The sequence below is a fragment of the Natronomonas sp. EA1 genome, assembly GCF_051195035.1.
Taxonomy (GTDB): domain Archaea; phylum Halobacteriota; class Halobacteria; order Halobacteriales; family Haloarculaceae; genus JBNTJV01.
Map to the genome: position 1 here is coordinate 685936 of NZ_JBNTJV010000001.1, position 20258 is coordinate 706193.

Below are 20258 nucleotides of genomic sequence, written 5' to 3' on the forward strand. Positions count from 1 at the left end.
TCCACACTCCCATGACAACGACGAATCCAGTGCAGAGCGGTCGGCGGTACAGACGCCTCTTCTTCGGCATCATCACCATCGGTGTCGTGGCCTTCTTGGCCGCGATGCTGGTCGGGCAGTTCTTGGCTGGCCTCGTGGTATACACGGTCGCCGTCGTGGCCGGCTTCGCGCTGTTCTTCTACGTCCGGTTCAGCGACTCGCTGGCGATGGGCGACGAGCGGGAGAACGAACTCGAACGGCGGGCGAGCCACCTCACCTTCGAGCTGTTCGGCTACGGTGGGCTGTTCACCTTCATCACGCTGTTCTTCCTCGACGCGACGGGACGGTACACCCTCGATGGGCCCGCGGAGACGCTCCTGTACGCGTTCGCGGTGGTCTCGCTGGGCTGGGGGCTGGTGTACGCTGTGCTTCGGGTCCGGCGATGAGAAACGACCTCCGGGAGCGCCGCGGGGAGACGGGTGAGAGTCAGGCGGACCTCGCGGCCGCCGTCGGGGTCACGCGCCAGACCATCAACGCCATCGAGCGGGAGCGCTACGACCCCTCGCTGGAGCTGGCGTTCACGCTCGCCGACCACTTCGACTGCCGTATCGAGGACCTGTTTCACCCTGGGTAAATCCCACACGATTCAAGCCCCGAAGGCGACTACACCCGGCAATGGGTAACTCGAATCTGCGGCAGCTGGCGGTCATCGAGGAGGTGCCCTTTGCGGAGCTGGAGGGGAGCATCGTCGCCGTCGACGCGCACAACTGGCTCTACCGGTATCTCACGACGACGGTGAAGTTCACCCGGGAGTCGGCGTACACCACCGACGCGGGCGAGGAGGTGGCGAACCTCATCGGCGTGATACAGGGGCTCCCGAAGTTCTTCGAGCACGACCTCACCCCGGTGTTCGTCTTCGACGGGGGGGTCACGGAGCTCAAAGACGACGAGGTCGAGGCGCGTCGTGAGCAGCGTGAGCGCTACGAGGAGCAGCTGGAGGAGGCGAGAGAGAAGGGCGATTCGGTGGAGGTCGCGAAGCTCGCCTCCCGCACCCAGCGGCTCACGGACACCATCATCGAGACGACGACGGAGCTCCTCCGGCTGCTGGACGTGCCCGTCGTCGAGGCACCTGCCGAGGGCGAAGCGCAGGCCGCCTACATGGCGCGGAAGGGGGCGGTCGACTACGCCGGGACGGAGGACTACGACTCGCTGCTTCTGGGCGCACCGTTCACGCTCCGGCAGCTCACCTCGAAAGGGGACCCCGAGCTGATGGATTTCGAGGCGACTTTGAAAAAACACGATCTGACGTGGGAACAGCTCGTGGATGTCGGGATCTTGATGGGTACGGACTTCAACGAAGGCATCTCGGGCGTCGGTCCCAAGACGGCGGTGAAGCTCATCCACGAACACGGCGACCTGTGGGCCGTCCTCGACGCGAAAGGCGAGCATATCCAGCACGCCGATAGAATTCGAGAGATGTTCCTCGACCCCGCGGTGACCGACGACTACGCGTTCGACACCGCGCTGGACCCGGATATGGCGGCGGCGCGAGCCTACGTCACCGAGGAGTGGGAGGTCGCCGAGACGGAGGTGGAACGGGGATTCGAGCGCATCGAGGAGTCAGTCGTCCAGACGGGGCTCGACCGCTGGACCTGACCGCTGCGACCGGCGCAGTCGGTCTTCAACCGAGAACCTGCCACGACACCCACCCTTTATCTGGGATAGAAGCGTTGGACGGGAGTATACGACTATGGCATCTTCTGATTCGCCGTCGGACGCCGAGGCCGGGGAGTCGCGGGTGTTCGACGAGCAGGGGAACGTCGAGCCGGGCGTCCTCGACAAGGACTTCTTCGAGGCGCTGGTCGAGAACGGCTCCGACGCCATCGTCTCCATCAACGAGGAGAGCCATATCCTCTTCGCGAACCAGGCCGTCGAGCGGGTGTTCGGCTACACGCCCGAGGAGCTGACGGGCGAGCCGCTGACGACAATCATGCCCGACCGGTTCCACGAGGCCCACCACGACGCGGTCGCCGAGTATCTCGAGACCGGAGTTCGAAACCTCGACTGGCAGAACATCGAACTGCCCGCGAGACACAAGGACGGCCACGAGGTCCAGCTCTCCATCACCTTCGAGGAACACGAGTACGAGGGCGAGCGCGTGTTCTCGGGGATCATGCGTGACATCACGGAGCGGGTAACCCACGAACGCGAACTCGAACGACAGAACGAACAGCTGGAGAAGTTCGCCTCCATCGTGAGCCACGACCTGCGCGACCCGCTGCAGTCCGCGAAGGCGAACATCGCCCTGCTCGAAGCGCAGTACGGCGAGGAGGTGCTAGTGACGGAGCTCGACGAGATCCTCGACCGGATGGACGCGCTCATCGGCGACGTGCTCACTCTCGCGAAACAGGGGAAGAGCATCGGGGAGACCCAGCAGGTGCCGGTGAAGACCGCCGCGGAGGACGCCTGGCGGACGGTCAGTCCCTCAGATGCCGTTCTCTCCGTCGACGACGACCTCGGGCGGGTCGAGGCCGACCCCGAACGGCTGGAGACGCTGTTCCAGAACCTCATCCGCAACGCCGTGGAACACGGCGGTGAGGAGGTGACCGTCTACATCGGTTCGCTCCCCGAGGGGTTCTACGTGGAGGACGACGGGGTCGGCTTCGACGTGGCGGACCCGTCGCAGCTGTTCGAGTACGGCTACACGACGAGCGAGGACGGGACCGGGTTCGGGCTCAACATCGTAAAGCAGATCGCGGACGCTCACGGGTGGAGCGTCGAGGCGACGGAGGGCGACCGTGGGGCCCGGTTCGAGTTCCACGAGATGACGACGACGAGACAACCATGACATCGGATACCGTAGAGCCAGCTGACGACACGACGACGACGGAACAGCCGAAAGGGACCGTGCTGGCGGTCGACGACCAGAAACGCATCACACAGGTGTTCCAGCTCTGGCTGGGTGACGAGTACACCGTCCGCACCGCCAACAGCGGAGAGGAGGCGTTCGACCAACTCGACGACACCGTCGACGTGGTGCTGCTCGACCGCCAGATGCCGGGGGTCTCCGGTGACGAGGTGCTCGAGTACATCCGCGAGGAGGGGTACGACTGCCGCGTGGCCATGATCACCGGTGTCGACCCGGGCTTCGACATCGTCGACATGCCGTTCGACGACTACCTGCAGAAGCCGGTCGACCAGGAGACCGTCCTGGAGACGGTCGAACGGCTCCGGTCCGTCGGCGAGTACAACGAACGCGTCCAGCAGTTCCTCTCGACGGCGAAGAAGAAGGCGACCCTGGAGTCAGAGAAGCCGAACGCTGCGCTCGAACGGGACGACCGGTATCAGTCCTTGCTCGACAGCCTCGCCGAACACCAGCGGCACGTGGACGAGCTCGTCGACGAGATGGGGCCCGAGGAGTTCGACCAGCTCTTCAAGAGCCTCCCGTCGCCCACGGAGGACGCGGACTCGCCCGACGAGGAGTGAGGGTTGGTCCGGAACGAGCGCCTGGCCCGTGAGGGCCGATACTCAAAACGCGTCGATGCGGGTCGCCGCAGCCGCATCGCGCGCGGCCCACGCGAACAGCTCGGCGGGCTCCAGTTCCTGCAACTTCGAGAGCCGTCCCCGTGTCTCGGGTCGCGCCGGCGCGAGGCGATTACAGCCCGCGGGGATGGAGGCCTCCTCGTAGGTCCCGAGCGCCTTCGCGCGCTCGACGATGGCCGGCTTGTCGAGAGTGAGAAGCGGCCGGTGGACCGGGAGACGCGTCGCCGCGCTCGTGAGCTTCAGGTTGCGGGCCGTCTGGCTTGATTTCTGGCCCAGCGCCTCGCCGGTGACGATGCCGTCCGCACCCTCGCGGTCGGCGATCGCTTCCGCGACCCGGAGCATGTAGCGTCGGAGCGAGAGCATCCGTCCGCGGTCCATGGCGTCGGCGAGCGCGGCGACCGCCTCACCCCCGTCGACGACGTACGGCCGCAGGTCGTGGGTCGGGGCGAGCCGCTGGAGGCGGTTCACCGAGGCGACCGCACGGGCCTCGTGGTCCGGGCCGCCGTACTCCCCCAGCTCGATGTAGACGGGGATCACGGGTGCGCCGCGCCGGAGCAGTTGGTAGGCGGCGACGGGCGAATCGATGCCGCCGGAGACGAGCGCGACGACCGGCTCCTGCGTGCCGACGGGGAGCCCGCCGGGGCCGTCCCGTGAGTCGACGAAGACGAACGCCTCCTCGGCTCTGACCTCCACACGGACGGTGAAGTCGGGAGCATCGAGGTCGACGCTGGCGTGGGCCACCCGTGATTCGATCTCGCTGCCGGCCGCGCGCTGGAGGGCCATCGAGGAGAGCCCGCCCTCGGGACACCGGGCTCGGACGGCGAATGTCCCCGTCTCGTACAGCGATTCCGCCGTCTCCGCCAGCGCGTCGACGACCGCGCCGCGCTCGGGGGCGACCGTCCGGCAGACCGAAAGGGAGGCCACGCCCGGAACCCGCGAGAGCACCGCGCCCGCGCGCTCGGGATCGGGCGTGCGGACGAGCGGCCGCGTGGGGAGCCGTTCGACCCGGCCGTCGACCCCCTCGGCGTCGATGACGGCACCCAGGTTCGTACAGAGCTGGCGCTCCATCCGGCCGCGAACGCCGGAGGACTTCGCGCCGATCTCGCCGTAGCGGACGAGCACCGTGTCCGCACCGGGAGGTGTCATTGCCGGAGAGAGCGGAGTCGAGAATAAAAACGCGCCGGGAGCGTGCTCGCACGGAAGCGGTCGCCCGAACGAGCGACCGCAAGCTTTGTTCGCCCGAGACCGAAGGGTTGGGTATGACACCCGAAGACGTGGCCGCGCTCATCGAGGAGTCGATTCCGGACTGCGACGCGACGGTCGAACGCGCCCGCGGCGAACACGACGACGACCACCTGCGCGCGACGGTGGTCTCACCCGCCTTCGAGGGGAAGTCGCTCGTCGAACAGCACCGGATGGTGTACGACGCGCTCGGCGATCACATGACACGGAGCGTGCACGCGCTGGAGCTGACGACGCGCGTGCCGGAGAACTGATTCGAGAACTGACCGGCGAACGGACTGGTCAGAGTTCGGGCGGGCTGTCCCGACCGATGCTGATCTGGTGGGCCTCCACGTCCTCCAGCGCCGCGACCTGCCCGCCGATGTCGACGAGTTCTTCGCCGGTGTCGACGGTGAGCGCGGCCGTCTCGCGGTTCGTGCCGACGGAGATGTCGACGACCTTCCCGGCGACGGTGCGGCTCTCGCCGGTCGCCACGTCGCGCCCGACGATGCGGGCGTAGAAGGTCCCGTTCATCGCGGCGAGGTCGCTCACACAGCGGCGGATGGTGGCGTAGCGCCGGGGGAAGACCGGGTCTTCGTCCACGTCGGTGAGCGTCTTGGCGCTCGTCCAGACGACGGTGTTGAGGAAGCCGGAGACGAGGAAGCCGAGCTCCGAGCGGTTGAAGATGACGCCGTAGCGGTCGCGGTCGTTCCTGAGCGCCTCCCGGGTGGCGTAGATGGAGTAGGTGCCGTCGGCGACGGCGACGACGGGGGTCGTGAGCCCGCGGCGGGCGCGCGCGTGAGTGGCGATCTCGGTGTAGTCGTACTCCTCCGGGGAGGGGACCTCCGCCGCGGGCGAGAGGAGCAGTTCGATGTTGACCCCGCGGGCGCGGCAGGCCCGGAGCTGCTCTTCGAACCGGCCGACGAGCGCCGGGGAGACGGAGAGGACGAGTTCGTACTCCGCAGCCTCGATGACGTCGCCGAGATACCGGAGGATGGTCGACCGCGATTTGATGAGTGTCACCGCCTCCGAGTCACGGGCCGGGGTGGTGTACTCGCGTTCGAGCTCGTCGACGAGCTCGTCGAGGGAGGTCTGGAGGTCGGCGAAGGCCTCCTCCGGGTCGATGGCGAGCACCTGCATCGGGCGGGTCTCCTGGAGTTCGACGAGCCCGGCGTCCGCGAGGCTGCGAACGGTGTCGTAGACGCGGGGCTGTGGGATGTCCGTCTCGTCGGCGATCTCCGAGGCCGTCATCCGGCCGTGACGCAGGATGGCGAGGTAGGCGTCCGACTCGTACTCGCCGAAGTCGAAGCGCTCGCTCACCCGCTGGAGCGCACCACGAGGGTCACCGGGAGTCATTGTCGGGGAGTCGGCGAGACCGGTAAAGAGTGTGTCCCTTCCGTGACCCAGTCAGGAGCCGTTGCCGACGCGGATGACCCTGAGAAGCGAGTAGACGGGGACGCCGTCGAGCTCCTCGACCCCCTGCTTGTCGACGAGGACACAGCAGGCGACCGGTTCGCCACCCTCCTCGCGGATGGCCGTGATGGCCTCGCGCATCGTCGTCCCGGAGGTGATGGTGTCGTCGACGAGGTAGCACTCGCGGTCGCGGATCTCCGCGAAGTTCCGAGAGAACGTCCCGCCGAGATCCTCGATGTCACCCTCTTCCCACTGGTGTTTCGCGGGGGTGTAGGTCCCCAAATCCGTCTCCAGTTCGCTCGCGATGGTCGTCGCGACCGGCGCGCCGGCCTTCTCGATGCCGATGGTCAGATCGACATCCTCGCCCTGCTTCGAGAGGAGGTCGGCCATCGCCTTCCCGGTATAGCCGAGCCGGGTGCTGTCGCGGCCGAGCGCGGACCAGTCGACGTGGATGTCGTGAGGGCCGCCCGAGTTCTCGGGCTGGGTGGTCGTGGGCTGTGCGGCGTTGCCGGCGCGCTCGACGAGCCAGCTCGCGGTCTCGCGCGAGACGTTGAGCTCGTCGGCGATCTCCCCCTTCGAGAGCCCCTGTTCCGCCAGCTCGGCGGCGCTCTTGATGAGGTCGTCTACGTTCTTCATAGTGTGTCGAACTGAACCGCGGTCTTAATGGACGTTTCGTCATCGACAAACGCTTCGCCGGCGTGGTCGAGGTCGTACACCCCGGTGACGAGGTCCTCGAGCAGCCAGTCGGGGAGCCCGGCGAGGGTGTCGATGGCCGCCTCGAAGTGGTGGACGCCGGAGTTGACGCTGCCGACGAGCGCCTTGTTGTTCATCACGAGGTCCTTGTGGAAGCTCCCGCCGTCGATGTCGAACTCCCACGAGTCGGGGACGCCGAGGAGCGCACCCACGCCGCCCGGGGCGAGCGCGTGGACCGTCTCCACCGCGTGTTTCGCGTAGCCGGTCGCCTCGTAGATGAAGTCCATCGGCTCGTAGACGCCCGGAATCTCGGCGACGGGTGTCTCGCGGGAGTCGATGTACGTCGCGCCGAGCCCCTCGATGATGTCGATGGTCGGGTCCGGGCGGTCGCGGCGGCCGAGACAGTAGGTGCGGTCGTAGCCGTCGAGCATCGCGAGGGTGAGCAGGCCGAGCGGCCCGTTGCCGAGCACCAGGCCCGAAGACGGGTTCCAGTCGAACGCGGCGCGGGAGGCGTAGGCGTGTTCGATGGCCTTCTCGGAGATGGAGAGGGGTTCGACGAGGAAGCCGAGGGGAGCGAGCTCGCGGGGGAGCGAGACGAGCGTCTCCGCGGGGCTGGTGAAGTACTCGGTCATGAAGCCGTGCGCCCCGGCGATGCCGCGTTCGACGCAGGCCTCGGGTGGGGCCATATCGGGCTGGCCGCGCTCGAAGTACTCGTTGGTGCCCTCGACGGGGGGGCGGCGGACGGTGGGGACGACCACCTCGCCGACTTCGAGGTCGGTGCCGTTCGGGTCCTCGACGACGCCGACCGCCTCGTGGCCGAGCACGAGGTGGTCCTCGCCCTCGGGGTAGCCGCCGTGGCTCCCCGAGATGACCTCGCGGTCAGTGCCGTCGACGCCCACGCGGAGGGTGCGGACGAGCGCCTCACCGGGTGCGGGCTCCGGTGTCGGTTTCTCGATGACCGACGGGGTGGTCTCCCCCCGACGGATGGCTACTGCGTACATACTACCGTCTACCCCCCACTCCGACAAAAGATTTATCCTATTTTGAGTAAATATCTGAACCATCGTCGCGGGTGGGGTTTTTGCACCCGTCCGTGGTGGATACCCCATGGAACGCTACGACCAACTGTATCGGCTCTACGACGAGTTCGATACCGAGACCCTGCGCGCGTATCAGGAGTTCACGGATCTCTTTCCGGCCATCGACTCCCGGGTCGCGCTGGAACACTGGCAGAACGCCAGCGACGAGCTGGAGACGCGAAAGGACGCCATCCGTGGCTCCTTCCGGGCGACCGGCGAGACGTTCGCGGACATCGCCGCCCACGCGACCCGTGACCAGGCGTTCGCCGCGCTCGACCTCCTGAACAAGTACGACCGGGGGGTGAACGTCTTCGTTCTCGACGTGGACGAGACGCTCCGCTCCGCGGGGGGGACGGACAACGAGATCCCCCGGGAGACGCTGCATCTCCTCACGGAGTTCCACGAGGCGGGGATGCCCATCGTCGTCTGTACCGGCCAAACCCTCGAAAACGTGAAGGGGTTCATGATCCAGGGGCTCGGCAACGAGATCGTCCACTCCGGCACCCTCTCTATCGTCTACGAGGCCGGCACGGGCGTGTTCACCCCCGGTCACGGGTCCGCTACCAAGCAGCTCCTGTACGAGGACCTCGCGCCCGAGATCCGGAACGTCTTCGACCGCGTGCGCTCGCGCATCCTCCCCGACGCGCCGGAGGACATCCGACGGGGCTGCCACCTGCAGGGCAACGAGTTCAACGTCACGCTGAAACCGAACTTCGAGACCGGGAGCCGCGAGGCGAAGGAGATCATCGACCACGCGCTCTGTTACCAGCTCGATCTCCTGGGTGAGGCCGTCGTCGAGGAGCTGGACGAGCCGCACGACCCGGAGCGCGCCGGCGAGTGGACGCGCGCCTTCTACGCCGCACAGGACCCCGAGATCCGTGGCGTCCTCGAGACGCGCGGCGGGCTCCCCGAACTCGACACCGACGACGTGCCCGCGGGCGTGGTCGACGTGTTCGAGCGCATCGACGTGGCCTACTACGAGGCCGACGCGGCCGAGATCGGGAGCCTCGAGCTGAACAAGGTCGTCGGCGTGGAGGGAGCGTTCGACGTGCTCGGCATCGACGACCCGTTCGCGCTCGTGATGGGCGACTCAAAGAGCGACCTGCGCGTGATGGAGTGGATCGCCGAGGAGGACGCCGGGCTCGCCGCCGCCCCGGAACACGCCTCGCGCGACGTGCTCGATCACGTGCTCGACACCGACGAGCTGGTGTTCGACCGGGGGAAGGCGACCGAACCACTCAGAACCGTCTACGCGCTCAATCGGCTGGCTGATATCCGATAGAGAGAGAACGAGAGGCTGCTGTTTTTCGCCGGGTCAGTACGCCCGCATCTCGAAGCGCAGGCGGTCGCCGTGCCGGACGTTGCTGTCGGAGGTGAGTCGCTCGCCGGGGGAGCGCGACTCGCGGATGGCGACGGTGTCGGTGCGCAGGCGGTGGCCCTCGAGGATGGCGGGGCGGACGTGCGGGCCGTACTTCTCGGCGAGCGCGCTGACGACGTCCTCCACCGTCGCGTCCTCCGGGACCGGGACGTTCGCGCGTCGCGCGCCGGCACGGGCGACGAGCGAGCCCTCCAGTCTGACTTCTACTGACATACTCACGGTGATGTTTGCGAGGTACTAAAAGTTTACTCAGATACGAAAAAGCATTGGCGCAATCGTTATGCCCGGGGCTCGTGAACCCCTGTGTATGACTGGCGAGGCACCACAGCCGGGTGCGGCCGACCCCCTCGGACTCCACGGGGTCGTCCCCCCCACCGTCACCGCGTTCCACGAGGACGAATCGCTCGATACCGAGGCGACCGCCGCCCACGCCCGCTTCGTCGTGGACCACGGTGCGACCGGGGTCTTCCCCCTCGGCACGAACGGGGAGTTCCCGCTCGTCACGGGCGACGAGCGACGCGCCGTCGTCGAGTGTGTCGTGGACGAAGTCGGAGAGGAGGTCCCCGTCATCGCGGGCGTCGGCGCACCCAGCACGCGCGAGACGGTCGCGCACGCGGAGGACGCGGCGGCGGTCGGTGCGGACGGCGTCGTCGTCGTCACGCCGTACTACTACCCCTTAGATGGCGACGCGGCCGTCGCGCACTACGAGCGCGTCATCGAGGCCGTCGACGTCCCGGTGTACGTCTACCACATCCCGAGCAAGACGGGGAACGCCCTCTCGCTCGACACCGTGGACCGACTCGCCGAGGCCGGCGTCGCCGGCATCAAGGACTCCAGCAAGGACGTGCCGTGGCTCGGGCAGGCGATCGACGCCCACCCCGAACTCACCTTCCTCGCGGGCTCCGACTCGCTTCTGTACCCCGGCTTGCAGGTCGGCTGTACCGGGATGGTGAGCGCCGTCGCGAACGTCTTTCCCGAGCTCGTCGTCGACCTGTTCGACGCCTACGACGCGGGAGAGCGCGACCGGGCGCGCGAGCTCCAGAGCCGGGTGTACGACGTGCGCGACGCGATCAAGCGCGGGCCGTACATGGCCGGCGTGAAGACGGCGCTCACGCTTCGCGAGGACACCCCCAGCGCGGGGCCGCTCCGGAGTCCCCTGCGGACGATGGACGACACGGACCGCGAGGCGCTCGCCGACGACCTGCGCGAACTGGCGCTCCTCTGAGCTCATCGCCGCGCAATCGGGCGATTTAGTACCGCCAATCGACTAGCCCCCTCAATCACCTACCTATGACCCCCGAACGAACCTGGTGGAAGGAATCCGTCGTCTACCAGATCTATCCGCAGAGTTTCAACGACACCGACGGCGACGGCGTCGGTGACATCCCCGGTATCATCGAGAAGCTCGACTACATCGAATCGCTCGGCGTCGACGTCGTCTGGCTCAACCCCGTCTACGACTCGCCGCACCACGACGACGGCTACGACGTCCGTGACTACCACGCCATCCGCGAGGAGTACGGCACGATGGAGGACTGGGACCGCCTCCTCTCCGAGCTCCACGACCGGGACATGAAGCTCATCATGGACCTCGTCGTGAACCACACCTCAGACGAACACGAGTGGTTCCTCGCCTCGAAGGAGGCCCCCGAGGGCGAGTACGGCGACTACTACATCTGGCACGACGGCACCCCGGCCGAGGGCGCGACCGACAGCGAAGGCCCCGCCGACAGGGCTCCCCCGAACAACTGGGAGTCCGCCTTCGGTGGCGGCGCCTGGAAGTGGGATACCGAGAGAGATCAGTACTATCTGCATCTGTTCGTCGAGGAGCAGCCCGATCTGAACTGGGAGAACCCGGACGTGCGCGAGGACATCTACGAGATGATGCGCTGGTGGCTCGACAAGGGGATCGACGGCTTCCGCATGGACGTCATCAATCTCATATCCAAGCCGCAGGAGTTCCCGGACGACGACCCCGACCGCGCGTGGCCGGCGATGGGCCACTGCTCGGACGGCCCTCGCCTCGACGAGTTCTTAGGCGAGATGCGCGAGGAGACGTTCTCGCACTACGACACCATGACGGTCGGCGAGATGGCCGAGGTCACGCTCGACCAGGCCCGCCGGCACACCGGCGTCGACGGCCCGCTCGATATGGTGTTCCACTTCGAGCACATGGGCCTCGACTACGACGAGACGGAGGGGTGGTGGGCGGTGACCGACATCGACCTGCGTGACCTGAAAGAGGTCGTCACCCGCTGGCAGACCGGGCTGGAGGAGGGGTGGAACGCGGTCTACCTCGGCAACCACGACCAGCCACGGATCGTCTCGCGGTTCGGCGACGACGAGCGCTACCGCTACGAGTCCGCGACGCTCCTCGCGACGCTCATCCTCACCCTTCGGGGGACGCCGTTCGTCTACCAGGGCGAGGAGATCGGGATGACGAACTACCCGTGGGAATCGTTAGAGGAGAAGGAGGACGCCCAGACCGTCGGGCGCGTCCTCGAGGCCCTCGAGGAGGGACGCATCGAGAACTTCGAGGAGGTGAAAGAGCTCGTGCGCTACCGATCGCGGGACAACGCCCGGACGCCGATGCAGTGGGACGAAAGCGAGAACGCCGGGTTCACGACCGGCGACCCGTGGCTCCCCGTCAACGAGAGCCACGACGAGATCAACGTCGCCGCCGAGGAGGCCGCGGAGCGCTCCATCCTCGACTACTACCGCGAACTCATCGACCTCCGGCACGACGAGGACACCCTCGTCTACGGGGAGTACGAACTGTTGCTCCCCGAGGACCGGTCCGTCTTCGCGTACACGCGGACGCTGGAGGGAACGGAGTTCCTCGTCGTCTGCAACTTCGACGACACGCCGAGCGAGCCGGCCCTCCCCCTGTCCGAGGCGACGCTCGTCACCAGCAACTACGGAACCGTGACTGAAACCGAACTGCGACCCTTCGAGGCCCGTGTATACCGACGCTGAGATGACCCGGAACGTCGTATCGAGCGAGACCCGCGCCTGGTGGAAGGAGGCCGTCGTCTACCAGATCTACCCGTGGAGCTTCAACGACTCGGACGGGGACGGGGTCGGCGACCTCGCGGGCATCATCGAGAAGCTGGACTACCTCGACGAGCTCGGCGTCGACGTGGTGTGGCTCAATCCCGTCTACGACTCCCCGCAGGTCGACAACGGCTACGACATCTCCAACTACCGCGCGATCCACGACCAGTTCGGGAGCATCGAGGAGTGGCAGTCGCTGCTCGACGGGCTCCACGCGCGGGAGATGCGGCTCATCATGGACCTCGCGGTGAACCACACCTCCGACGAGCACGACTGGTTCCGCAAATCCGAGGCGAATCCCGACGGCGAGTACGGCGACTACTACCTCTGGCATCCGGGGCGGCGGACCGTACGCGCCGAGGCCTCTCCCGGCCCCGCGGACCGCGCCCCGCCGAACAACTGGGAGTCGCACTTCGGCGGCCCCGCGTGGGCGTGGAGCGACGTGCGCGAGGAGTACTATCTCCACCTGTATCACGAGCGCCAACCCGACCTGAACTGGGCGAACCCCGCGGTCCGCGCGGAGATTCACGACCTGATGCGCTTCTGGCTGGAGAAGGGAATCGACGGCTTCCGGCTGGACGTCATCAACGTCATCTCCAAGCCGGAGTCGTACCCCGACGGCGACCCACGCTCGGGGTGGATCGGTCGAGAACACTTCGTCAACGGCCCGCACGTCATGGATTATCTCCAGGAGCTCCACGACGAGGTGTTCGCGGAGTACGACGCCATGACGGTCGGCGAGATGCCGGACGTGACCGTCGAGCAGGCCCGCGCGTACACGGGTGAGGACGGGCCGCTCGATATGGTGTTCAACTTCGACCATATGCGGCTGGACTTCGGTGAGACGGGCCGGTGGGCCATCGGCGACTGGTCCCTCCCCGAGTTGAAGGCGGTGTTGAGCGAGTGGCAGACCGGCGTCGACGGGAGCGTCTGGCCCTCGATGTTCTTCGAGAACCACGACCAGCCGCGGATCGTCTCGCGGTTCGGCGACGACGAGCAGTTCCACTACGAGTCCGCGACGCTGCTCGGGACCATCCTGCTCACCCTCCGGGGGACGCCGTTCGTCTACCAGGGCCAGGAACTCGGGATGACGAACTGCGAGTTCGAGAGCCTCGACGAACTGCGTGACGTGGACACCATCAACAACGTCCGGATGCTGATGGACGAGCGGGGCGTCTCTGACTACTCGGAGATCCGCGACCTCGTCGAGCACCGCGCGCGTGACAACTCCCGGACGCCGATGCAGTGGGACAGCTCCGAGCACGCGGGGTTCACGACGGGCGAGCCATGGCTCCCCGTGAACCCGAACCACCGCGAGTTGAACGTCGCCGACGAGCGCGCGCGCCCCAACTCCGTGCTCTCGTACTACGAGTCGCTCATCGATCTGCGCGACGAGTCGGAGACGCTCGTCTACGGGGAGTACGAACTGCTCCTGCCGGACCACGAGTCCGTCTTCGCGTTCACCCGGACGCTCGGCGACGACCAGCTCCTCGTCGTCTGTAACTTCGACGAGGGGTACACGTCCGTTCGAATCCCGGGGCTCGACCCCGCATCCGAACTACTGCTCGCGAACTACGACGACGTCCCCCACCAGTCACCGCTCGACCTCCGGCCGTTCGAGGCGCGGATCTACCGACGTACCTGACGGCTACAAAACTTTTACTACACATCGAGTTAAATCGCAATGCATGAGCAAGGACTACGCCGACCTGCACGACCCCAACGCGGAGTACACGATGCGAGAGCTCTCCGCCGAGACCATGGGCGTGACGGCGAAGCGCGGTGGCGGACGCGATGTGACGATTACGGACGTCCAGACGACGATGGTGGACGGGAACTTCCCGTGGACCCTCGTCCGAATCTACACGGACGCCGGCATCGTCGGCACCGGTGAGGCGTACTGGGGCGCGGGCGTCCCGGAACTCATCGAGCGGATGAAGCCGTTCGTCATCGGCGAGAACCCCCTCGACATCGACCGTCTGTTCGAGCACCTCGTCCAGAAGATGTCCGGTGAGGGGAGCGTGGAGGGCGTCACCGTCACCGCCATCTCCGGTATCGAGATCGCGCTCCACGACCTCGCGGGGAAGATCCTGGAAGTCCCGGCCTACCAGCTGCTGGGTGGGAAGTACCGCGACCGCGTCCGCGTCTACTGCGACTGCCACACCGAGGCCGAGGCCGACCCCGAGGCCTGCGCCGACGAGGCCGAGCGCGTCGTCGAGGACCTGGGCTACGACGCCCTGAAGTTCGACCTCGACGTGCCGAGCGGCCACGAGAAGGACCGCGCCAACCGGCATCTCCGCCCTGGCGAGATCCGGCACAAGGCCGAGATCGTCGAGGCCGTCACCGAGCGCGTGAAGGACCGCGCCGACGTGGCGTTCGACTGCCACTGGACCTTCTCCGGCGGCTCGGCGAAGCGGCTCGCCGCCGCCATCGAGGACTACGACGTCTGGTGGCTGGAGGACCCCGTCCCGCCGGAGAACCTCGAGGTGCAGGAGGAGGTCACGAAATCGACGCTCACGCCCATCACGGTGGGCGAGAACCGCTACCGCGTCACCGAACTCCGCCGACTCATCGAGAACCAGGCCGTGGACATCGTCGCGCCCGACATGCCGAAGGTCGGCGGGATGCGCGAGACCCGGAAGATCGCGGACGTGGCGAACCAGTACTACGTCCCCGTCGCGATGCACAACGTCTCCTCGCCCGTCGCGACGATGGCGAGCGCCCACGTCGGCACCGCGATTCCGAACTCCCTGGCCGTGGAGTACCACTCCTACGAACTCGGCTGGTGGTCGGACCTCGTGGAGGAGGAGGTCATCGAGGAGGGGTACATCGAGATTCCCGAGAAGCCGGGGCTCGGCGTCACTCTCGATATGGACACCGTCGCCGAGCGGATGGTCGACGGTGAGACGTTGTTCGACGAGGAGTGAAGCGACTCGTCGAGCCTGCGAATCCCCGATTCGCATCGTTCGACGAGGAGTGAAGCGACTCGTCGAGCTCGTGAACCCGTCAGGGTTCACGGTGTTCGACGAAGCGTAGCGAGCGGAGCTTCGTCGAGCCTGCGAATCCCCGATTCGCATCGTTCGACGAGGAGTGAAACGACTCGTCGAGCTCGTGAACCCGTCAGGGTTCACGGTGTTCGACGAGGCGTAAGCAGCTAACATAGAACCGCAGCCGTCCGTACCTTTTTACGCGAGAAGGGGGCCAGCGACCCCATGCCAGTGTGAGTCGCCACGGTGTCGTACGCGGGTGTCCGGCACCCGACACCGTGGGCCGTCCGTGTCGGCTGTTCGTTACAGCGTGAGCCGTTCGACCGTCGTCCCGGCCGCGTGGAGATCGGTGTCCGTCGCGGCGGCGACCACCACTTCGGTCTCGCCGTGGTCGACCTCGACGTGGAAGGTCGCCGTGCCGTCCTCGGGTTCGGCGTAGGCGGTGTCCGAGCCCGTCTTGATGGCGACGGCCTCGCCGTCCGTCTCGACCGTCACGGCGAGGCGGTCACCCTCGAACGCCGTGTCCACCCACAGCGATGGACCGTCTGGGCGGTCGGTCTCCAGATAGCGCTCGCGGAGTGCCGTCGGTGTCTCGATCGGCTGGCCGGCGTCGATGCCGTGGGCGAGCCGGACGAACTGGGCCATGCTCCAGGCGAGCGGGGTCGCGGAGCCGGTGCCCTCGCCGAACGACCAGTTGAACTCGGTCGGGGCCTCGCGGTCCCAGACCTGCTCGGCGAGCATCCGGCCGGAGTTGGCGAACCCGGCCATCGTCCGGAGGAGGTTCTCCGGGGCGAGTTCACCCGACTCCGTCCCACGGAGGAGCTCGTACTCGCCGCGCTCGCCGGTGAAGATGGGCCAGAGTCGGCCCTTCCCGGCGGACTCGATGTCCCACGGGGCGCCCTGCTCGTCGCGTTCGAGCTCGCCGTAGCTGTCGCCGGTGTAGCGGTAGAACGCCGGGCCCTGCGGGGTGTCGACGCGGATCGTCTCGTCGACGATCTCGACGGAGTGCTCGATGACGGGGTCGTCCGCGGGCTTGATCCCGAGCCGCGGGAGTTCGAGGAACCCGCCGTCGATGATCTCGCGTTCGTCCATCGCGGGCCCGTCGTTCACGAGCGCGCGGGTGGCGCCCTCCTCGGGGTCGCCGTTGCGGGTGATCCGGAGGTAGTACGGGGGCTCGAGCGTCTCGGTTCCCGTGTCCGTGGCGGTCCAGTCTTCGACGCGGGCGGTCCAGTCGTCGGCCAGCGCCAGCCACGCGAGTGCGTCGCCGTGCTCGCCGCGGTCGAGCGCGAGCGCGCCGGCACAGCCGAGGCCGGCGATCTCGGCCGCGATGGAGGACGGGGAGTAGCCGGACTCCTCCTCCCAGCGCTCCTGCTGGGTCGCGGGACCGTTACGCGCGACGTAGTCCGCGGAGCGGCGGATGTTCTCGTAGGAGTAGTCGGCCTCGTCGATGCCGATCCCGGCCTCGGCGAGCTGGTAGGCCATCACCTGCGGGAAGGAGATGTTGTCCATCTGCTCGCCGCCCCAGCGGGTGCGCCCCTGGAGATAGGTGTTCTGCGGGATGAAGCCGGTCTCGTCCTGCTGGTAGTCGTAGATGTACGCGAGAGCGTCGTGGGCGGTCTCCTGATCGCCGACGGCCTGCAGGACGGTGAACACCTGATAGAGGTCGCGCGACCAGACGAAGTTGTAGCCGTACCCCTTCTGGCGCTCGGCCTCGACGGCGTCACCCCACGGGACGGAGGGTGAGGCGATGCCGGCACCGAGGTAGGTCTTATCCTCGACGGCGCGCAGGGTCATCAGGCAGCTCCGGTACTGGGCGGCCAGCTCCCCGTCGTCGGCGACCACCTCCGGGAGCGGCTTGTCCGCGAGCCAGTTGGCCCACGACTGGCAGTACGCCTGCCGGACGGTGGCGTAGCCGCGGGCGAGCGCCCCCTCCGCCTCCCCGAGCGCGCCGACGGTGTCGGCGTCCTCGGCGAAGCCGAGTGCGAGGGTGTCGGCGAGCGACGCGCCGGTACCGAGCCGCCCGACGAGCACGAGGTTGCCGCCGTCCGTCTCGTCGACCGATTCGGGCTTGACGCCGTCCGCGAACAGCCCGCGGAGCTCCTCGGAGCCGGCGCGGGCGACGGTCGCCCAGTCGAACCGTGAGTCCGCGGCGAGCGCGAGCGCGATGCTGAAGGGGGAGCCCTCGTCGTCGACGAGGAGGGTGTCCCCGGGTGCGTCGAAGGTGTGGGCGTCACGGGCGGCGAGGTGGTAGGCGCCGTCGTGGCCGAGCCGGAGCCCCCGGTCGCGGTTGCCGACGCTCGTCAGCGCGGTGTCGGCGACCGCGTAGAGCTCGTACTCGTTGTCGTCGCGCGCCTCGAACGCGAGGTCGACGATGACGGCGTCGTGGGAGGGGTCGGTGACGTACTCGGCGGTGAGCTCCCACTCGTGGCCCTGTCCGCGACCCGTCTCGGTGACGGTCTGGCGGAAGACGAGCGCGTCGTCCTCGACGGGCTCGACGTGCCGGGTGACGGTGTCGGCGTGGTCGTCACGCCGGCTCTCGTTGTGGGTGCGGGCCGTGTAGTCCGACTCGGGGTCGGCGTCGACAACGAGGAAGTCGAGCGTCCGGAGGTTCATCAGGTCGACGCGGGGGTAGCGCACCTCCGTCAGCGCCCCGTCGGTGAGCGTGAACCACACCTTCGAGGGGGCCTCGGCGCGGTGGTCCGCGACGGTGCCGACGCCGTACTTCTCGCCGGTCGTCCACCGGGGAACCGCCTCGGGGCCCTCCGGCGTCGTCGCCGCGGGGAGCGCGTCGAGATCGGAGAGCAGGGCCGTCGTGTCGAGCCGGACGGCGTGCGACCAGCCGAGCGGGGTAGCGCTATCGAGCGTCCCATCGTCGTACACCTGTTCGGCGAGATGGCCAGAGTCGGCGGCGAACGGGCCGTCAGCCGCCATGAGGCTGTAGAGGTCCGTCGCGTGCGCGAGGAGGGTGTCCGCGTTCCGACCGTGGTCCTCGAAGAGCATCGCGGCGCGGGCGAGGGCGTTCGCTCCCCAGCCGGTCGTGACGGACCAGATCTTGGGGCCGGCCTGGTCACCCATCCGCCAGGTGTCGCCCTCGAACCGAATGAGCCCGCGCACGTCGCCGCCGTCACGGTGGAGCCGGTCGACGGCGACGACGAGGTGCGACTCCAGCCGGTCGAGGTGGTCGTCGGTCAGCTCGCCGACGGCGTCGTAGGCCGCGAACCCGGAGACGAGCGCGAAGGAGGCCGCATCGAGCCGGTCGTCGAGCTCGCCGTGGTCGAGCCGGAGTGCGTAGTGGCTCCCGGCCCAGAGCGCGTCGAGCGAGTCGAGGACGGTCTCCGCCTGCTGGCGCGCGTGGTCGCGGACCGCGGTGGAGAGCGGTGCCGCCGCGACGGTCGCGTACGCCTCGAGGAACGTGGCGGCGGTGTGGACGAACCGCCCGTCCATGTTCTCCCAGAGGTTCTGACAGCGTGCGGGGAGCCCGTCCTCTAGCGTGTCGTCGAGCGAGTCGAGGCCGGCCTCGATGGCGTCGACGATGGCGCCGTGGAGCTCCGCGTCGACGACGTTCGGGCGCTCGGTGATGAGCTCCGCGAGGAAGGTGATGACGGAGGCGGTCTGGTCGGCCTGGTACTCGACGAGGTTGCTCCCGTCGACGCGGCCGTTGGCCCAGCCGGGGGCGATGGAGCCGTCGACGGCCCACGCGCGGTGGGGCCACGAGCCGTCCGCCGTCTGGGCGTCCACGTAGAACTGCGCGGTCGCTTCGAGGTCGCCCGCGACATCGATGCCGAGCCGGTCGTTCGCGTCCAGCAGGTAGCTCGCCGTCTCGGCGTCGTCGCGGAACCAGGTGTAGCCGTAGCCGCCGGAGGCGACGTAGAACGGGTCGTGCTCCGGGCTGGCGATTCGGCCACCCGCACGGCCCTGCAACAGCGAGAGCGCCCGGAGGTCCTGTGTCACCTCCTGTCGCCGCGGAGTCTCCTCGGGCGCGTCGACGGCGACCTGTTCGCGGGCCACCGCGCGGAGGTCCTCGGGCGTGACGTGGGTCGCGGCCGCGTGGCGGATGTCCGCGAGCGCCTGCTCGCGGGTCGTCTCCCGGTGATCGGAGAGCTGGGTGACGAGCGTCGCGGTGGAGGCCCGGCCGTCGCGTTCGAGCGGGGTCGAGACGACGAGGTCACCGCTGAGGTGGGTGTCCTCGTAGCTCTCCTTCTCGGCGCGCCGCGGGAACGCCACGGGCTCGTGGTCGAGGATCTCGTGGAACCGTTCGGGGATCTGGCCGCGGACGTTCTCGAGGCCGTTGGTCGCCGCGACGTAGTCGTGCTCGTCGCGGTGGAACACCTCGACGACCGTCTCCTCCCCGTTCTCGTCGCCGAGCTCGTGGATGAGTCGGCCGACCTGCGTCTCCCGCCCCTCGGGGGCGAAGGTGAGGAAGGCGGTGAGTTTCGCGTCGGGGGGGACCTCCCCACGGAGCTCGACGTGCGTGACGTGTGCGCGGCCGAGCGTGAGGTCGTACTGGTGGACGGTGAACTCGCCGGCGTCGTACTCCGTCTCGACGAGCGTCGTATCGCCGTAGTAGTGCTGTCGGACCGGGTCGATGTCGTCGAACCACCGGATCTCCTCGTCGGTCTCGATGCCGAACCGCGAGCGGTCGACGCCGTAGAGCCCCGAGAGTGGGGCGGAGTGGTCCCGGAACGACCCGTCCGGGTGGACGTACACGAGCCGGTCGCCGTAGCCCGAGAGCGTCCCTTCGTGAGTGGGGACGCTGCCGGGGAACGGCCCCTCGTCTCGCTTATAATCGTTGAGAGCGGTACGTAGTCGCATACTCGACCGGATGCGGTGCCGTACATAAAGACTGACGATTTCGGCAGATTGTTACTCGGAAATGAGTAAAAATCATATCCCCCGGGACCCCACACGCAC

At 67.8% G+C, this 20258-nt stretch carries 17 protein-coding genes; 11 read left to right on the forward strand and 6 right to left on the reverse strand.

Translation table 11 applies throughout. The features are described from left to right. Positions 1–11 precede the first annotated feature (11 nt). The 5 genes from ACQUQR_RS03780 (at position 12) to ACQUQR_RS03800 (ending at position 3465) form a co-directional block, all read left to right on the forward strand. On the forward strand, positions 12–425 hold the full coding sequence (locus ACQUQR_RS03780) for a DUF2178 domain-containing protein (RefSeq protein ID WP_435194850.1): 414 nt from the start codon (positions 12–14) through the stop codon (positions 423–425). Continuing rightward, on the forward strand, positions 422–613 hold the full coding sequence (locus ACQUQR_RS03785) for a helix-turn-helix transcriptional regulator (RefSeq protein WP_435194852.1): 192 nt from the start codon (positions 422–424) through the stop codon (positions 611–613). Before ACQUQR_RS03780 ends, ACQUQR_RS03785 begins: the two co-directional genes overlap by 4 nt. Before the next feature lie 41 nt (positions 614–654). Then, positions 655–1635, forward strand: a complete 981-nt coding sequence (gene fen, locus ACQUQR_RS03790; RefSeq protein WP_435194853.1) for a flap endonuclease-1 — start codon at positions 655–657, stop codon at positions 1633–1635. Between the two features lie 94 nt (positions 1636–1729). After that, entirely contained in the window at positions 1730–2827 is a 1098-nt protein-coding gene (locus ACQUQR_RS03795; RefSeq protein ID WP_435194854.1) for a PAS domain S-box protein, read from the forward strand. Next, on the forward strand, positions 2824–3465 hold the full coding sequence (locus tag ACQUQR_RS03800; protein WP_435194856.1) for a response regulator transcription factor: 642 nt from the start codon (positions 2824–2826) through the stop codon (positions 3463–3465). The genes ACQUQR_RS03795 and ACQUQR_RS03800 overlap by 4 nt, the downstream gene beginning before the upstream one ends. A 42-nt stretch (positions 3466–3507) precedes the next feature. Here the strand turns inward: ACQUQR_RS03800 and ACQUQR_RS03805 are convergent, their stop codons facing one another. After that, entirely contained in the window at positions 3508–4668 is a 1161-nt protein-coding gene (locus tag ACQUQR_RS03805; protein WP_435194858.1) for a tRNA sulfurtransferase, read from the reverse strand. Between the two features lie 113 nt (positions 4669–4781). Between ACQUQR_RS03805 and ACQUQR_RS03810 the strand changes: the two genes are divergently transcribed. Beyond that, positions 4782–5018: a BolA family protein gene (locus ACQUQR_RS03810; protein ID WP_435194860.1), complete on the forward strand. Its 237-nt coding sequence runs from the start codon at positions 4782–4784 to the stop codon at positions 5016–5018. Between the two features lie 28 nt (positions 5019–5046). Here the strand turns inward: ACQUQR_RS03810 and trmB are convergent, their stop codons facing one another. From trmB to ACQUQR_RS03825, 3 genes are read right to left on the reverse strand one after another with little or no spacing between them, the layout of a single operon-like run. Then, the gene (trmB, locus tag ACQUQR_RS03815; RefSeq protein ID WP_435194862.1) at positions 5047–6099 is read right to left on the reverse strand and encodes an HTH-type sugar sensing transcriptional regulator TrmB; all 1053 of its coding nucleotides are present in this window, start codon (positions 6097–6099) and stop codon (positions 5047–5049) included. A gap of 51 nt (positions 6100–6150) precedes the next feature. Continuing rightward, a complete protein-coding gene (gfcR, locus tag ACQUQR_RS03820; protein WP_435194864.1) occupies positions 6151–6792 on the reverse strand; it encodes a transcriptional regulator GfcR in 642 nt (213 codons plus the stop codon). Further along, positions 6789–7850, reverse strand: coding sequence for a glucose 1-dehydrogenase (locus ACQUQR_RS03825; protein ID WP_435194866.1), 1062 nt, complete (start codon positions 7848–7850; stop codon positions 6789–6791). Before ACQUQR_RS03825 ends, gfcR begins: the two co-directional genes overlap by 4 nt. Before the next feature lie 106 nt (positions 7851–7956). Between ACQUQR_RS03825 and ACQUQR_RS03830 the strand changes: the two genes are divergently transcribed. After that, complete coding sequence (locus ACQUQR_RS03830; RefSeq protein ID WP_435194867.1) at positions 7957–9210, forward strand: HAD family hydrolase; 1254 nt, start codon at positions 7957–7959, stop codon at positions 9208–9210. A 33-nt stretch (positions 9211–9243) separates the two neighbouring features. Here the strand turns inward: ACQUQR_RS03830 and ACQUQR_RS03835 are convergent, their stop codons facing one another. Then, complete coding sequence (locus ACQUQR_RS03835; protein WP_435194868.1) at positions 9244–9519, reverse strand: MoaD/ThiS family protein; 276 nt, start codon at positions 9517–9519, stop codon at positions 9244–9246. Between the two features lie 94 nt (positions 9520–9613). On the opposite strand from ACQUQR_RS03835, the gene ACQUQR_RS03840 reads away from it, so the two are divergent. The 4 genes from ACQUQR_RS03840 to ACQUQR_RS03855 all read left to right on the forward strand — a co-directional run bounded on the left by ACQUQR_RS03840 (position 9614) and on the right by ACQUQR_RS03855 (position 15287). Further along, entirely contained in the window at positions 9614–10531 is a 918-nt protein-coding gene (locus ACQUQR_RS03840; protein ID WP_435194869.1) for a dihydrodipicolinate synthase family protein, read from the forward strand. 65 nt (positions 10532–10596) lie between these two features. Next, positions 10597–12282, forward strand: a complete 1686-nt coding sequence (locus ACQUQR_RS03845; RefSeq protein ID WP_435194870.1) for a glycoside hydrolase family 13 protein — start codon at positions 10597–10599, stop codon at positions 12280–12282. 1 nt (position 12283) lies between these two features. Then, the gene (locus ACQUQR_RS03850; RefSeq protein WP_435194871.1) at positions 12284–14005 is read left to right on the forward strand and encodes a glycoside hydrolase family 13 protein; all 1722 of its coding nucleotides are present in this window, start codon (positions 12284–12286) and stop codon (positions 14003–14005) included. A 43-nt stretch (positions 14006–14048) separates the two neighbouring features. Then, positions 14049–15287: a mandelate racemase/muconate lactonizing enzyme family protein gene (locus tag ACQUQR_RS03855; protein WP_435194872.1), complete on the forward strand. Its 1239-nt coding sequence runs from the start codon at positions 14049–14051 to the stop codon at positions 15285–15287. A gap of 363 nt (positions 15288–15650) precedes the next feature. Here ACQUQR_RS03855 and ACQUQR_RS03860 read toward each other — a convergent pair whose 3' ends face one another. Further along, entirely contained in the window at positions 15651–20159 is a 4509-nt protein-coding gene (locus tag ACQUQR_RS03860; RefSeq protein ID WP_435194873.1) for a glycoside hydrolase family 15 protein, read from the reverse strand. Positions 20160–20258 lie beyond the last annotated feature (99 nt).

Bases quoted from the DNA above. Each gene is read 5' to 3' on its own strand.
- ACQUQR_RS03810 (WP_435194860.1), top strand. From the start codon at position 4,782: ATGACACCCGAAGACGTGGCCGCGCTCATCGAGGAGTCGATTCCGGAC.
- ACQUQR_RS03825 (WP_435194866.1), bottom strand. From the start codon at position 7,850: ATGTACGCAGTAGCCATCCGTCGGGGGGAGACCACCCCGTCGGTCATC.
- ACQUQR_RS03780 (WP_435194850.1), top strand. From the start codon at position 12: ATGACAACGACGAATCCAGTGCAGAGCGGTCGGCGGTACAGACGCCTC.
- ACQUQR_RS03845 (WP_435194870.1), top strand. From the start codon at position 10,597: ATGACCCCCGAACGAACCTGGTGGAAGGAATCCGTCGTCTACCAGATC.
- fen (WP_435194853.1), top strand. From the start codon at position 655: ATGGGTAACTCGAATCTGCGGCAGCTGGCGGTCATCGAGGAGGTGCCC.
- ACQUQR_RS03800 (WP_435194856.1), top strand. From the start codon at position 2,824: ATGACATCGGATACCGTAGAGCCAGCTGACGACACGACGACGACGGAA.
- ACQUQR_RS03805 (WP_435194858.1), bottom strand. From the start codon at position 4,668: ATGACACCTCCCGGTGCGGACACGGTGCTCGTCCGCTACGGCGAGATC.
- ACQUQR_RS03855 (WP_435194872.1), top strand. From the start codon at position 14,049: ATGAGCAAGGACTACGCCGACCTGCACGACCCCAACGCGGAGTACACG.
- ACQUQR_RS03785 (WP_435194852.1), top strand. From the start codon at position 422: ATGAGAAACGACCTCCGGGAGCGCCGCGGGGAGACGGGTGAGAGTCAG.
- ACQUQR_RS03840 (WP_435194869.1), top strand. From the start codon at position 9,614: ATGACTGGCGAGGCACCACAGCCGGGTGCGGCCGACCCCCTCGGACTC.
- ACQUQR_RS03860 (WP_435194873.1), bottom strand. From the start codon at position 20,159: ATGCGACTACGTACCGCTCTCAACGATTATAAGCGAGACGAGGGGCCG.
- gfcR (WP_435194864.1), bottom strand. From the start codon at position 6,792: ATGAAGAACGTAGACGACCTCATCAAGAGCGCCGCCGAGCTGGCGGAA.
- ACQUQR_RS03795 (WP_435194854.1), top strand. From the start codon at position 1,730: ATGGCATCTTCTGATTCGCCGTCGGACGCCGAGGCCGGGGAGTCGCGG.
- trmB (WP_435194862.1), bottom strand. From the start codon at position 6,099: ATGACTCCCGGTGACCCTCGTGGTGCGCTCCAGCGGGTGAGCGAGCGC.
- ACQUQR_RS03850 (WP_435194871.1), top strand. From the start codon at position 12,284: ATGACCCGGAACGTCGTATCGAGCGAGACCCGCGCCTGGTGGAAGGAG.
- ACQUQR_RS03830 (WP_435194867.1), top strand. From the start codon at position 7,957: ATGGAACGCTACGACCAACTGTATCGGCTCTACGACGAGTTCGATACC.
- ACQUQR_RS03835 (WP_435194868.1), bottom strand. From the start codon at position 9,519: ATGTCAGTAGAAGTCAGACTGGAGGGCTCGCTCGTCGCCCGTGCCGGC.